This is a genomic window from Halomonas aestuarii, from assembly GCF_001886615.1.
In the GTDB taxonomy this organism is placed as follows: domain Bacteria; phylum Pseudomonadota; class Gammaproteobacteria; order Pseudomonadales; family Halomonadaceae; genus Halomonas; species Halomonas aestuarii.
Map to the genome: position 1 here is coordinate 3,191,793 of NZ_CP018139.1, position 12,573 is coordinate 3,204,365.

The window sequence follows — 12,573 nt, forward strand, 5'->3', positions numbered from 1 at the left end:
TTCGTGGGAACGCACGGTTTGACGCCTCGACTTGTATCGCGATCCATCGCGAAGCGATGGGCGCAAGCTGAACCAAGAAAGGAATTACCATGGCACGCAAAGGCATCATCCTCGCCGGTGGCTCCGGCACACGCCTCTATCCCATCACCAAGGGTATCTCCAAGCAGCTGCTGCCCATCTATGACAAGCCGATGGTCTACTACCCCCTCTCGGTGCTGATGCTGGCGGGCATTCAGGAGATCCTGATCATTACCACGCCGGAAGATCAGCAAGGCTTCCAGCGTTTGTTGGGTGACGGCAGCCAGTTCGGCATCTCGCTGAGCTACGCCGTGCAGCCAAGCCCCGATGGCTTGGCTCAAGCCTTTATCATAGGCGAGGAATTCATCGGCGACGATCCGGTGTGCCTTGTACTAGGCGATAACATCTACCATGGCCCGGGCCTATCCAAGCTGCTGCAAGCAGCCAATGCCCGCGGGAGCGGCGCCACGGTGTTTGGCTACCAGGTCCCTGACCCAGAGCGCTTCGGCGTGGTAGAGTTCGACGCGAATAAGCGCGCTATCTCCATCGAGGAGAAGCCCGAGAAGCCCAAATCACGCTATGCGGTGACCGGCCTCTACTTCTACGACAACGACGTGGTGGAGATCGCCAAGGCAGTGAAACCCTCGCACCGCGGCGAGCTGGAGATCACCAGCGTCAATCAAGCCTACCTGGAACGCGGCGATCTCAACGTGGAGCTGCTCGGTCGGGGCTACGCCTGGCTGGATACCGGCACCTTCGATTCGCTGCACGAGGCCTCGGGCTTTATCGAGACACTTGAGAAGCGCCAGGGGCTCAAGGTGGCCTGTCTGGAAGAGGTTGCCTACCGCATGGGCTACATCGGCCGTGACCAACTGCTCGCCCAGGCCGACGAGCTGCAGAAGAATAGTTACGGGGCCTACCTCAAACAACTTGCTGACTACGAGCACTAATATGGAAGTACTTTCCACCCGCATTCCCGATGTCAAGTTGATCAAGCACCGCGTTTTCGGCGACGAGCGCGGCTTCTTCATGGAGACGTGGAACGCCCGAACGTTTGCCGAGGCCGGCGTCGACGCTACCTTCGTGCAGGACAACCACAGCCGCTCGCTACAGCACACCCTGCGTGGGCTTCATTACCAGATCCAGCAGCCCCAAGGCAAGTTGGTACGTGTGACTCGCGGAGAAGTGTTCGACGTGGCGGTGGACCTGCGCAAAGGTTCGACCACCTTCGGCCAGTGGGTGGGCGAGGTGCTTTCCGAAGACAACCAGCATCAGCTTTGGGTGCCGCCTGGATTCGCCCACGGTTTCTACGTGATGAGTGACTCGGCGGACTTCCAGTACAAGTGCACCGACTACTACGCACCGCAGCACGAACGCTGCATTCACTGGGCAGACCGGGCGCTGGGAATCGACTGGCCGATTCCGGATGGCATTGACCCTAACATTTCTCCAAAAGATTCTACGGGTCGTGGGATATATGACTCAGAAGTTTATACTGAGAAGTCAGTTCTAAAACCTATTATTGATTTTTAATGATAACTCGTCTTAAAGAACTCTGCGCTCTCCTCACCCCCGAACAGCGTCGCCGCTTGCTGCGCCTGCAAGTTCTTGTGGTATTGATGGCCTTTGCCGAGGTGGCCGGTGTGGTCGCAATCGGCCCCTTCATGGCCCTGGTGGGCGATATAAGCCGACTGCAAGGAGAGGGTGCCTTGGCCCAGCTTTACCAAGCTACCCCTTTTTCCGATCCGGCCGATTTCCTTTTCTGGCTGGGACTCGCCGTGCTCGTTGCACTCGCCGGAGCTGCCGCCGTTTCGATGTTCACTACCTGGCGCCTAGCGCTCTATGCCAATCAGGTCGGTGCCGATCTCAGTGTCCGACTCTACAAGCACTACATGCAGCAGCCTTGGCTGTTCCACGCCAGTGGTACTAGCAGCCAGTTGACTAATCAGATCGCCCAAGAATGTAATCGTATCACCGATGCCGTGATTCAACCGCTTATGATGATGAGCGCTAAGGCGGTATTGGTGCTGGTCATGGCCCTGGCGATCTTTCTTTTCAATCCCTACGTGGCTCTGGCGGGTTTGGCTATCTTTGCTGGCGCTTATCTCGTTCTTTATCGTACCGTGCGTCGGAATCTAGCCCGAAACGGCCAGGCGATAACCCGTTCGAACCGTGAACGCTTCAAGCTGATGAACGAGGGCTTCGGCGGCATCAAGGACACGCTGCTGCTGGGCCGCCAGACCGAGTTCAACCAGCGCTTTGAAGCCAGCAGCCGTATCTTCGGCCGTGCCAAGGGCACCACCCAGGCTCTTTCCCAGGCACCGCGCTATGCCATGGAATTGATCGCCTTCGGCGCGGTGATCTTCCTGGTGCTTTACCTTCTGGCCGCCCACCAGGGCAACTTGGGCACCATCCTGCCGGTGCTTTCCATTTATGCCCTGGCGGGGTTCAAGCTGCTGCCCGCTTTTCAGCAGATCTATACCAGTGTGGCTCAGCTGCGCGGCAACCTGGCTGCTTTTGACAGCTTGGAGGAGGACCTTAAAGCCAGTCAGCACGCTACCACGGGCACGCCTGCTGAGAAGGCTGGCCATCTCGTTCCTCGTCACGTGATACGCTTGGACAAAGTCATCTTCCACTATCCGAGTAAGGAAGAAGCGGCGCTGAACGGTCTGAGTCTGACTCTGCCGGTCAATCAGGTGATCGGTCTAGTGGGCGCCTCGGGATCTGGAAAGTCCACCGCCATTGACCTGCTGCTGGGGCTGATCGAGCCCGAGCATGGCACTCTGAGCGTGGATGGCCAACTCCTGGGGCCGGAGAATAAGCGTGCCTGGCAGAATAGTCTGGGCTTCGTTCCCCAGAGCATCTTCCTGGCAGATGCGAGTATCCGCGAGAATATCGCTTTTGGCCTTCCACCGGAACGTATTGACGAAGCCCGGGTAGAAAAGGCTGCCCGTCTCGCCCATCTGGATGAACTCTTGGAGCGCCTTCCCGAGGGCCTGGATACGCCAGTGGGCGAACGCGGAGTTCAACTCTCGGGCGGCCAGCGACAGCGTATCGGTATCGCCCGGGCGCTCTACGGCGACGCTGATGTACTGGTACTGGATGAAGCTACTAGTGCGCTAGATGGCATCACCGAGAAGCAGGTGATGGACGCCATACACGACTTCTCCGGCAAGAAAACCATCATCATGATCGCTCACCGTCTGGCTACGGTGAAGCAGTGCGACTGTATCTATTTGATGGCGAATGGCCAAGTAGTCGATAAAGGTAGTTACGATGAGTTGGTTTTTCGCAATGAAGTGTTCCGGCTCATGGCAGAACATGCATGAAGCGGTAGAACGAGGCGCCACAAAATGAAATTTCTGGATTGTACCCTTCGCGACGGTGGTTACTACAACGCTTGGGATTTCTCCACAGAACTGATTCACCAATACATTGATGCCATGCAGGCCGCCGGTGTGAATGTGGTAGAGCTAGGCTTTCGCACCCTCAAGAATCAGGGTTTTCAGGGGCCTTGTGCATTCACCACTGATGATTTTATCCGCAGCCTTAAGGTTCCACCTGGCCTGACTATCGGCGTGATGGTCAACGGAAACGAGTTGGTAGGTGATTTACCACAGCAGGAGGCGCTTGAACGCTTGTTCCCAAATTCTGCCGCCGCTTCACCTGTCGATCTGGTGCGTATTGCCTGCCATGTTCACGAGTTCGAAAAGGCCTTGCCGGCAGTAGACTGGTTGAAGGAGCGTGGCTATCTGGTCGGTTTTAACCTAATGCAGGTGGCGGATCGCACCGAAGTGGAAGTTAGAACTCTTGCCCGCCAGGCAAAGGCCTACCCGATGGATGTGCTCTACTTTGCAGACAGCATGGGTAGCATGAATCCGGATCAAGTGGCACAGATCATCCAGTGGTTCCGCACCGAGTGGGAAGGTGCCATGGGCATCCACACCCACGACAATCTTGGCTTGGCGCTCGTCAACACTCTGCGCGCGCTGGACGAAGGCGTGAACTGGGTGGACTCCACGGTAACTGGCATGGGGCGTGGTCCGGGTAACGCTTTCACTGAGGAACTGGCCATCGAGATCGCCGAGCGCCGCGGTAAGCCGGCCAATCTGGTGCCGTTGATGGCATTGCTGGATCAGCACTTCAAACCCATGCAGTCGCACTACGGTTGGGGCACCAACCCTTACTACTACCTGGCGGGCAAGTACGGCATTCACCCCACTTACATTCAGGAGATGCTCAGCGACTCGCGCTACGACGAGGAAGATGTGTTGGCGGTGATCGAGCATCTGCGCGTGGAAGGCGGCAAGAAGTTTAGCCTAAATACCTTAGATGCCGCCCGTCACTTCTATCGTGGAGAGCCCAAGGGACAATGGTACCCGAAGGAGCAGTTTTTGGGGCGGGAGGTATTGCTGCTGGGCACTGGCCCCGGGGTGGCGCGCCATCGCGATGCGCTGGAGCGCTATATCCGCACCAATCAACCGCTGGTCCTGGCACTCAATACTCAGACGGCCATTGAGGCCGAACTGATCAATCTGCGTGTTGCCTGCCACCCGGTGCGCCTTTTGGCTGACTGTGACACCCACGTCAGGCTACCCCAGCCGCTGATAACCCCAGTCTCCATGCTGCCCGACGACGTGCAAGTCTCTTTGGCCGAGAAGGAAGTGCTCGACTTCGGTCTCAACGTCCAGGCCGAGACCTTCGGCTTCGCCGAGACCTACTGCATCGCGCCCACCTCTCTGGTGGTGGCCTATGCGCTGGCTGTTGCCACCAGCGGACAAGCCGAGCGTGTGTTGATGGCCGGCTTCGACGGCTACGGTGCCGACGACCCGAGAAGCCAGGAGATGCAGCAGCTGTTCGAGCATTACCAGGCGGCCGAAGGGGCGCTGCCGATCACCGCTATCACACCGACGCGTTACGGGCTGCATACCGAATCCATCTACGCTCTCTGACTCGCCAATACTTGAAGGATCCTCTATATGCGAAGTGTCGTCATGATTCCGGCCCGCTACGGTTCCAGTCGCTACCCGGGCAAGCCGTTGGTGCCGCTGCTGGGTAAACCGATGATCCTGTGGGTCGCTGAGCTCTCAGCCCGTGCCGTGGCCAAAGAGAATGTGTATGTCGCCACTGAAGACCGCCGCATCGCCGAGGTGGTGGAGAAGGCCGGTTTCCAGGCGGTAATGACTACTGACGACGCCATGACCGGCACCGACCGGCTTGCCCAGTCCGCTGAACACGTCGATGCAGATCTATACATCAATGTCCAGGGCGATGAGCCGCTAGCCGACCCGGCCGATATACTCAAGGTGCGCGACGCCAAGTTAGATCACATGAATGAAGTGATTAACGCCTTCAGCTGGGTATCGGACCTGGAAGATCCGCACAGCGTCAATATTCCCAAGGTGATCACCACCGAGCGTGAAGAGCTGGTTTACATGTCGCGCCTCGCTCTGCCTGGCTTCAAGTCCGAACAGTGTGCGCCTAAGCGCTACAAGAAGCAGGTATGCATCTACGCCTTCACCCGCGAGGAGCTGACGGCCTTCCGTAACTTCGGGCGAAAGAGCAAACTGGAGTATAGCGAGGACATCGAGATTCTGCGCTTCATGGAGTTGGGCAAGACGATTCGCATGGTGGAAACCAAACCTGGCAGTCTGGCAGTGGATGTGCCTGAGGATGTCGCCAAGGTGGAAGCCGCTTTGCGCAAGATCGGGAAGGTGCTGGCATGAGGCGCCTGGTGACCGGTTACACTACGCTCGTGTTCGACTGCGACGGCGTCGTGCTTGACTCCAATCAAGTCAAGACCGAGGCCTTCTATCAGTCAACCTTACCCTATGGTGATGTCGCAGCTCAGGCGATGGTAAAATACCATGTCGACAACGGTGGAGTTTCGCGTTATAAGAAGTTTTCTCACTTTCTGGAACGAATTGCTCTGGAACACGCCCGTGGCCAGCAAGGCCCTGACTTGGGTGAGCTATTGCAGGCCTATGCTGACCATGTGCGCGAGGGGTTGCTGAGTTGTGAGGTAGCACCTGGTCTAGAAGCGCTTCGCCAGCAAACACCTGACGCCCGTTGGCTAATTGTCTCTGGTGGCGATCAGGCCGAACTGCGAGATGTGTTTGCACAGCGCGATATTGCCCAATGGTTCGATGGCGGTATCTTCGGCAGTCCGGATACTAAGGAAGAGATTCTTGAGCGTGAAATTGCCTCAGGAAATATCCGGAAGCCTGCATTGTTTTTGGGAGATAGTAAGTATGATTACGAATCTTCACGTCGCGCAAAGCTAGACTTCCTCTTCATGACATGTTGGTCAGATTTCTTAGAATATCAAGCATGGGTAACAAAACACAGTATACCCTGTGTTGGAAAAATGTCAGATCTTTTATTTAAATTATGATAAATATAGTTATGGTTAGGTTAAAGTCTGCTATAGGTTTTTTGCAATGCCTTATTAGGAGGGGGGCGTCAAGTAGAAAGGATCTACAAACAATATTCCGCGATAAAAATGTTGTCATAGTGGCTTCAGGGCCTTCTCTAGATAAGACAGATTTAAAAAAAATAAAAAATTCATTAGTCGTGTTTGTCAATCATTCTGTCGAGATTAAAGATAGTTTCGATGAGAGCAATTTTTTTATTTGGTTTAGTGCTGATAATGAAAGAGTCCTTGAATGTGAAAAAAGCTCTAAAAAAGTAAGTTTGAGGCTGATTACAATATATAAATATATCGGTGCAGGTTTGGTCTTAAATACTTTGAGCGATAAGGATGTCTTCTTAATCCCAAAGCCAGACTGGAAGGCGCTGTTTACTCGATTTATATTCAACGTCAAGATTTTTGAAGACGGGGAAGAGGCTTTATTGACTGATCCTTTAGAGACGAATTTTATTACCTTGTATCCGCGCACTGGAGTTTTGACCCTGATTTCCATTAGCGCTGGTCTTGGCTGCAGGTCAATAGATATACTTGGGTTTGACGCAACAAGAAAATCTTTGAGCTATGCTTCTGGGCTTAGCCCACAAAAGAAAATAGAGGGTTTTGAAACCAAAACGATTGATAAGGTTTTGCGTCATTTAAGAGAAAAAGTTGAAGCCAAGGGTGTTAGAATTTTAAATTGTTCGCCCCTCACAGAGCTGACGGCTGTTGAGGTTTCCAAAAAATATTCCCATGATGAATAAATATTAGGCGAGTTTTTTAGTTTTAGAATCTTCTTGTTAAATGAAAGGTATAAGTTTAGCATGTCCATAATTATTTCTTTGACATCCACATTGGCTAGGTTGCCTTTGTTGAGATTTACATTATTATCTATCTTTGATCAAGATTCTTCTGCAGATCGAATTGTGCTTTGCTTATCAAGTGATCCTTATCTAATTGATGAGGGTGTAAGAGAGTTGCCCCATTGGTTAAGCGCAATGGCTGCGCAGGGAATGGTAGAAATAATGTGGGTAGAGAATACAGGCCCATATAGAAAGTTAATTCCTGTGTTTAGGTCGGCGTCATCTCATGATTGGATCATAACTTGTGATGATGATGTTATATATGATAAAGGTTGGCTTTCTTCGCTTGTGAAAACGGGTAAAGACCACCCTGATGCCATTGTATGTGGCCGGGCACGTCGCTCGGTTGAAAATTTTTTTGGGCGTAGACAAAGTTATCTAAATTGGCCACTCGTGCCTATGGGAACCAGCGGAACTGAACTTTTGCCGATTGGGGTTGCTGGGGTCTTGTATCGAAAGCCTCTCATGGATCATCGCATCATGCTCAGTGATGACTATAAAAAGCTAGCTCCCAAGCAGGATGATTTATGGTTCAATTTGGCAAGGCAGTTGTCAGGTAGGGAAGTTGTTGTTTCGCTCGAAGCGGATAATTATGTTTATCCGATAGAAGCTCCAGGAGCTCTATCAAAAACTAACGTAGGAACAAATCTTTGTGGGTGGGATAGATTTTTTCTAGCTTTATGTGGCCGACTATTGTTAAAATTCAAGGCATATATGGGTGTATCGTTATGTGATAATGATCTTGTTATTAAAAAGCTGGAGCATTATAAGCGCTCCATGATGACTTCTTGACTTATATAAAAGATCTTTCGAAATTCCATATGAATTTAGTCTAGTGAAGCAGACGACTCATAGGTTTTCCAGTTAAGTATATGTTGGCGAAGTCGTTGATATCATCCAGCCGTGCCTTCTTCAGTCTTCACATCAAACGCCGCACCACTTGGCCCTCATGCCGCTTAAAATTGGTCAGCGTTTTCGTTATCGGCTTGAGCTATATCTTATCCTTGACTGCTTGCCATATTTTTTTATATTTCGTGTAGCGCCACAAGGCTATACTTTTTGTAGAAGCCTGTTGGTTCCACTGTAGCCTCTCCTTGATTACCCTAGGTATCGGAGTTTTCTACACTATCTCTTAACATAGTTGACACCTCTGGATTCATAGAATAACTGCAGTACTTTGGACAGCACGCAGAGGCAAGAAGGCCAGCACCAAGCCGCCTGGAAGTGGACGAAGCGCTTACCCCGCATGATCGCCGCCGTTGTCGATCGGCTGCGTGAGGAGTGGAGTCCGCAGCAATTCAGCGGTTTTATGGCGCCTTTGGCCGGCGTAGGCGTCAGTCATCAGTGGATCTACTCCTTGATCTGGGATGACAAGGTACAGGGTGGAAGTATATGGCGGCATCTGCGTCAGCCCAAACGGCGCAGTAAGCACCGGGCCCAGGCCAAGAGTGCAGGGCTTGGCAAGATTCCCAACCGAGTGGGTAACGAGCATCGTCCAGCTGAGGTCGATGATCGGCTCTTTCTCGGTCACTGGGAGTGCGACACCGTGATTCAGCGGCACAAGCAATAAGGGCTGGTCACGCTGGCAGAACTTCGCAGTGGCTACCTGCTGGCAGCACGGTTGCCCAGGTTCTCAGCAGACCTGACGCAAGCGGCCATGATCCGCCTGCTAAAGCCTCGTCGGAGTGCTGTCTAAACCATCACACTGAACAATGGCTCGGAGTTCGCCGGTCATGAAGCCGTGGCCAAGGCGGTGACCGCAGCGACGTACTTTTGTGACCTCTACTGCTCCGGCCAGCGTGGGAGCAACGACAACACCAATGGCCAGGTACGGTAGTACTTCCCCAAAGGAGCGGAGTTCCGGCAAGTCACTTATGCCGAGCTGCGCAAGGTGGTCAAGAAGCTGAATGACCGCCATTGAAAGCGCCCGGGTTATTGGACGCCGGCAAAGGTAAACCTGAGAGAGTAATCAGGTGCAATTAACACCGCAGGTGCTGCGCTTATTGCTTGAATTCAAGCCCAGATCCAGTCTTTAATAAACCCTTTAGCTCGGCTTTTAATCCGGAACCCTCCATTTAATCAATCAATTCTACACGTTTGGAAAATGAAAAAAGCGCTTTATATAACTTGTTATAATATCACAGACCCCACGGATGGGATATCCAAAAAAATACAGCAACAATTAGTTGCCCTGCACGAAATTGGCTACGAAGTGAATGCTGCTTATTCAGAAAAGGGATGCTTACGATTAGTGTATAATTGTGGTCAGTCCTTTTCTTCAGGAAATCTTTCGGAAATAAAATCATCGAAACCTTTATTTTTTTTAAGACTCGCAGCCTTTTTAAAGAATGAAGCCACAAATTATGACGTTTTTTACATAAGGAATCCTCATGGTAATTTGTATTCCCTTTTCTTTTCTTACTTTCTCTATGCAGCTAGCCACCTCTCTAAAAAAGTTATCCTTGAAATTCCAAGTTATCCGTACGATGATGAAGTTCAAGGGTTGCTGTCAAAGCTTTCTTTGATTATTCATAAAATACAGCGGCCTTTTTTCAAGCTTTACATTTCGAAAATTTTTTATACGGGAATGCTTGTAGATCAAATATGGGGAGTTCCATCATCAAGAATTTATAATTCTTGCGATCCGAGTGATGTGCCACTGGCTAACTTTAACCATTCTCCATGTCCAAAAGCTATAAGACTGATTGCAGTTGCCAATTTAGCACCTTGGCATGGTTATGATAGAGTGCTGTATGGTTTGCATTATTATATTAACTCTTCAAGTCATGAATGCAATGTTTTTTTTCATATAGTCGGTGATAATGAGCCAGAGTTTTCCAGGTTAAAAAAAATCACGGAAAATCTTGGCTTGGATCATTATGTAAAATTCCATGGAAGAATGATCTCTTCTCAAATTGATAATTTGTTTGTTGGTTGTTCAGTTGGAGTCGACTCTTTAGGCAGGCATAGAAGTGGCAATTCATATAATGACTCAATTAAGTCTAAAGAATATGCTTTTAGAGGTGTTCCATTTATAAAAAGCCATCGCGATGACTCTTTCAATAACGTAGGGTTTGTTTACAATGCCCCTCAAGATGATTCATGGTTAATGATTGAAGAAATTGTCGACTGGGTTTCCTGTTCTGATTTTGACACTTATGCGATTAGAGATTTTGCTATGAATAATTTTCAGTGGAAAAAACAATTGGAAAAGTTTATTTAACTGTCTTTTTAAGTATTCTGAACCATTTCGTGGTATTCAAAGGTGCCTTTATAATTCACAACCTACATGATTTCTGTTCCTCTGCATTTCATACCATGAAATAAGCATATTATGCGTCTTTACATTTCTGGAACCTTTGGATTACCGTAACATGCTAGTAATCTCTGTATTGTTTTCCCCAATTGAAAGAAGGCTCGATTATCGGTGGAGAAATAATCATAGCTTGTAGTGGCGTCCCATTTTTCGAGCCTTAATATTATTTTTTAATCCAAATGAGACAAAATGATTTGTGAATTTGATGCTTCATGGCGCATGGCTGTTCCTCTATAATTCTATTATCTAAGCGCACTTTTTTATAGTAGGCAATAAATGAAGTTGACTAATGTAGTTCCTCTCTCCTTTTTTTTGTTATGCTCGGTTTTTGTTTTTTTTCTTTCGATTTATATAGTTCCGCATGTTGTCTCAGGCGATCAACAATCTTACATTGGTTTATACAATAGTGTAGAGGGGGTGTCATATTCTGATGGATATGAGCTTTATCGGCTTTACACTGGCGCGTTCGAGCCATTTTATTTTTCCATTATTTGGTTTTTTTCGAATATTGGGGCTGATAAAGTTCTTTTAGTATCTTTCGTGAACTCAGCGCTTTGTTTCTTATTCCTCAGGCTGTCGCAGAAAATCGGCTTGAATGTGGTTATTTCTATTGTTATTGTTTTTTCGTGTTATTATTTTGTTGCTCTCTATACTGAGATTGAAAGGCTTAAGTTCTCTTTTGTTTTTTTATTTATGTCTTTGTTTTTTTTAGAGAGGCGGGTTTATTTTATTGCACTGTCTGTCCTTGCTGTTCTTACTCAATTTCAAGCTTTCATTTTTTACTTCTGCCTTTTCATGCCGTGGTTTTTTTACCAAGTAAGGCTGATAATAATTAATTTTAAAATATCTTATTGGTTTTTGGTTTTTCTGTCGCTCGCTTTAGTTGTGGCCCTTAATTTTAAAGATCCAATTATCTTCAAGTTTAACTATTATTTTTCCGCAGACTCTCTTGTTGAACATGCCTTATACGATTTTCCGAAGATATTTGTTTTTTTTGGATTATCATATGCTTATGGCAGATTTGATAAAAGTGCCATTGTAACGTTTTTCCCTCTTGCTGCTATTTCTTTTTTTATTGGTGCTGACAGGTTGAGCCTCATAGCCTTCTTTCTTTTGTTGTATTATGCTTCTCGAACAAGATCAGGTTGGAATATGGGGTTGTTAATGCCAGTAATATTCCTTTCGCTGAAAGGTTTTGATGCATACTTAAATATTTTCGAGATGGGGCGTGTTTATGCGGGATGATCATTTTGTAAGTGTTTGCTTGGCATCCTATAATGGGGAAAAGTTTATAATTGATCAGATCGCTTCAATTTTAAACTCTCTTGAGTATGCAGGGGTTGATGATTTTGAGTTGATAGTTTCTGATGATGGTTCATCTGATAGAACAGTTGAGATGGTTAAGTCTTTTGATGAACCTAATGTACGGTTGATAAAGGGTCCTGGAAAAGGATTAGTCATGAACTTTGAACATTTATTAAGTGTTGCTTGTGGTGTTTTTGTTTTTCTCTCAGATCAAGATGATATTTGGGAGGAAAAAAAAGTGGCTACGAGTATCGCTGCATTAGAACATGCAGACTTGGTTGTATCTGATGCAAAAGTTGTTGATGAGAATTTAAATACAATAAGTGAATCTTTCTTTGAGCACCGGTTGTCTGGCCCTGGAGTGATTAAGAATTTATATAAAAATTCATTTCTGGGGTGCTGTATGTGCTTTAAAAGGAAGGCTATGCTAGAGTATGGCTGTTTGCCGTTCCCTCGGGGGTTGCCAATGCATGACTGGTGGGTTGGTATGAAGTTTAATTGGCTTGGGAAAGTTGAATTTATAAATGATAGGTTGGTTTTGTATAGAAGGCACGGTAACAATGCATCGCCAACTGCTGAACGTTCAGCTAGCTCTATAAAAGAGAAGGTCTTGTGGAGAGCTGTTCTTGCATACAATGTTTTTTTATCTTGAGACTTCCTGTCGT

The 12,573-nt window shown here is 48.5% G+C and carries 11 protein-coding genes and 1 pseudogene; all 12 read left to right on the top strand.

The window, feature by feature from the left end; genetic code table 11:
* Positions 1-89 precede the first annotated feature (89 nt).
* The 12 genes and pseudogenes from rfbA (at position 90) to BOX17_RS14920 (ending at position 12,560) form a co-directional block, all read left to right on the top strand.
* Positions 90-968, top strand: a complete 879-nt coding sequence (gene rfbA, locus BOX17_RS14885) for a glucose-1-phosphate thymidylyltransferase RfbA (RefSeq protein ID WP_071945867.1) — start codon at positions 90-92, stop codon at positions 966-968.
* Position 969: 1 nt separating this feature from the next.
* On the top strand, positions 970-1,551 hold the full coding sequence (rfbC, locus tag BOX17_RS14890) for a dTDP-4-dehydrorhamnose 3,5-epimerase (RefSeq protein ID WP_071945869.1): 582 nt from the start codon (positions 970-972) through the stop codon (positions 1,549-1,551).
* Positions 1,551-3,347: an ABC transporter ATP-binding protein gene (locus tag BOX17_RS14895; protein ID WP_071945872.1), complete on the top strand. Its 1,797-nt coding sequence runs from the start codon at positions 1,551-1,553 to the stop codon at positions 3,345-3,347. Before rfbC ends, BOX17_RS14895 begins: the two co-directional genes overlap by 1 nt.
* Positions 3,348-3,371: 24 nt before the next feature.
* The gene (locus BOX17_RS14900) at positions 3,372-4,970 is read left to right on the top strand and encodes an aldolase catalytic domain-containing protein (protein ID WP_071945874.1); all 1,599 of its coding nucleotides are present in this window, start codon (positions 3,372-3,374) and stop codon (positions 4,968-4,970) included.
* Between the two features lie 27 nt (positions 4,971-4,997).
* The gene (locus BOX17_RS14905) at positions 4,998-5,744 is read left to right on the top strand and encodes a 3-deoxy-manno-octulosonate cytidylyltransferase (protein WP_071945876.1); all 747 of its coding nucleotides are present in this window, start codon (positions 4,998-5,000) and stop codon (positions 5,742-5,744) included.
* 8 nt (positions 5,745-5,752) lie between these two features.
* Positions 5,753-6,412, top strand: coding sequence for an HAD family hydrolase (locus BOX17_RS14910; protein WP_244272158.1), 660 nt, complete (start codon positions 5,753-5,755; stop codon positions 6,410-6,412).
* 119 nt (positions 6,413-6,531) lie between these two features.
* Positions 6,532-7,188 carry a hypothetical protein gene (locus BOX17_RS16865; protein WP_125925585.1) on the top strand — a complete coding sequence of 219 codons (657 nt, stop codon included), beginning with the start codon at positions 6,532-6,534 and terminating at the stop codon, positions 7,186-7,188.
* Positions 7,189-7,248: 60 nt separating this feature from the next.
* A complete protein-coding gene (locus BOX17_RS14915) occupies positions 7,249-8,079 on the top strand; it encodes a glycosyltransferase (RefSeq protein ID WP_071945880.1) in 831 nt (276 codons plus the stop codon).
* 421 nt (positions 8,080-8,500) lie between these two features.
* Positions 8,501-9,256 (top strand): annotated as a pseudogene (locus BOX17_RS17290) (IS30 family transposase); the annotation flags it as partial.
* A gap of 135 nt (positions 9,257-9,391) precedes the next feature.
* The gene (locus BOX17_RS16870) at positions 9,392-10,510 is read left to right on the top strand and encodes a glycosyltransferase family protein (RefSeq protein WP_125925587.1); all 1,119 of its coding nucleotides are present in this window, start codon (positions 9,392-9,394) and stop codon (positions 10,508-10,510) included.
* A gap of 369 nt (positions 10,511-10,879) precedes the next feature.
* Positions 10,880-11,848 (top strand): hypothetical protein, encoded by a 969-nt coding sequence (locus BOX17_RS16875; protein ID WP_125925589.1) that lies wholly within the window; start codon positions 10,880-10,882, stop codon positions 11,846-11,848.
* A complete protein-coding gene (locus BOX17_RS14920) occupies positions 11,838-12,560 on the top strand; it encodes a glycosyltransferase (protein WP_071946931.1) in 723 nt (240 codons plus the stop codon). The genes BOX17_RS16875 and BOX17_RS14920 overlap by 11 nt, the downstream gene beginning before the upstream one ends.
* Positions 12,561-12,573 lie beyond the last annotated feature (13 nt).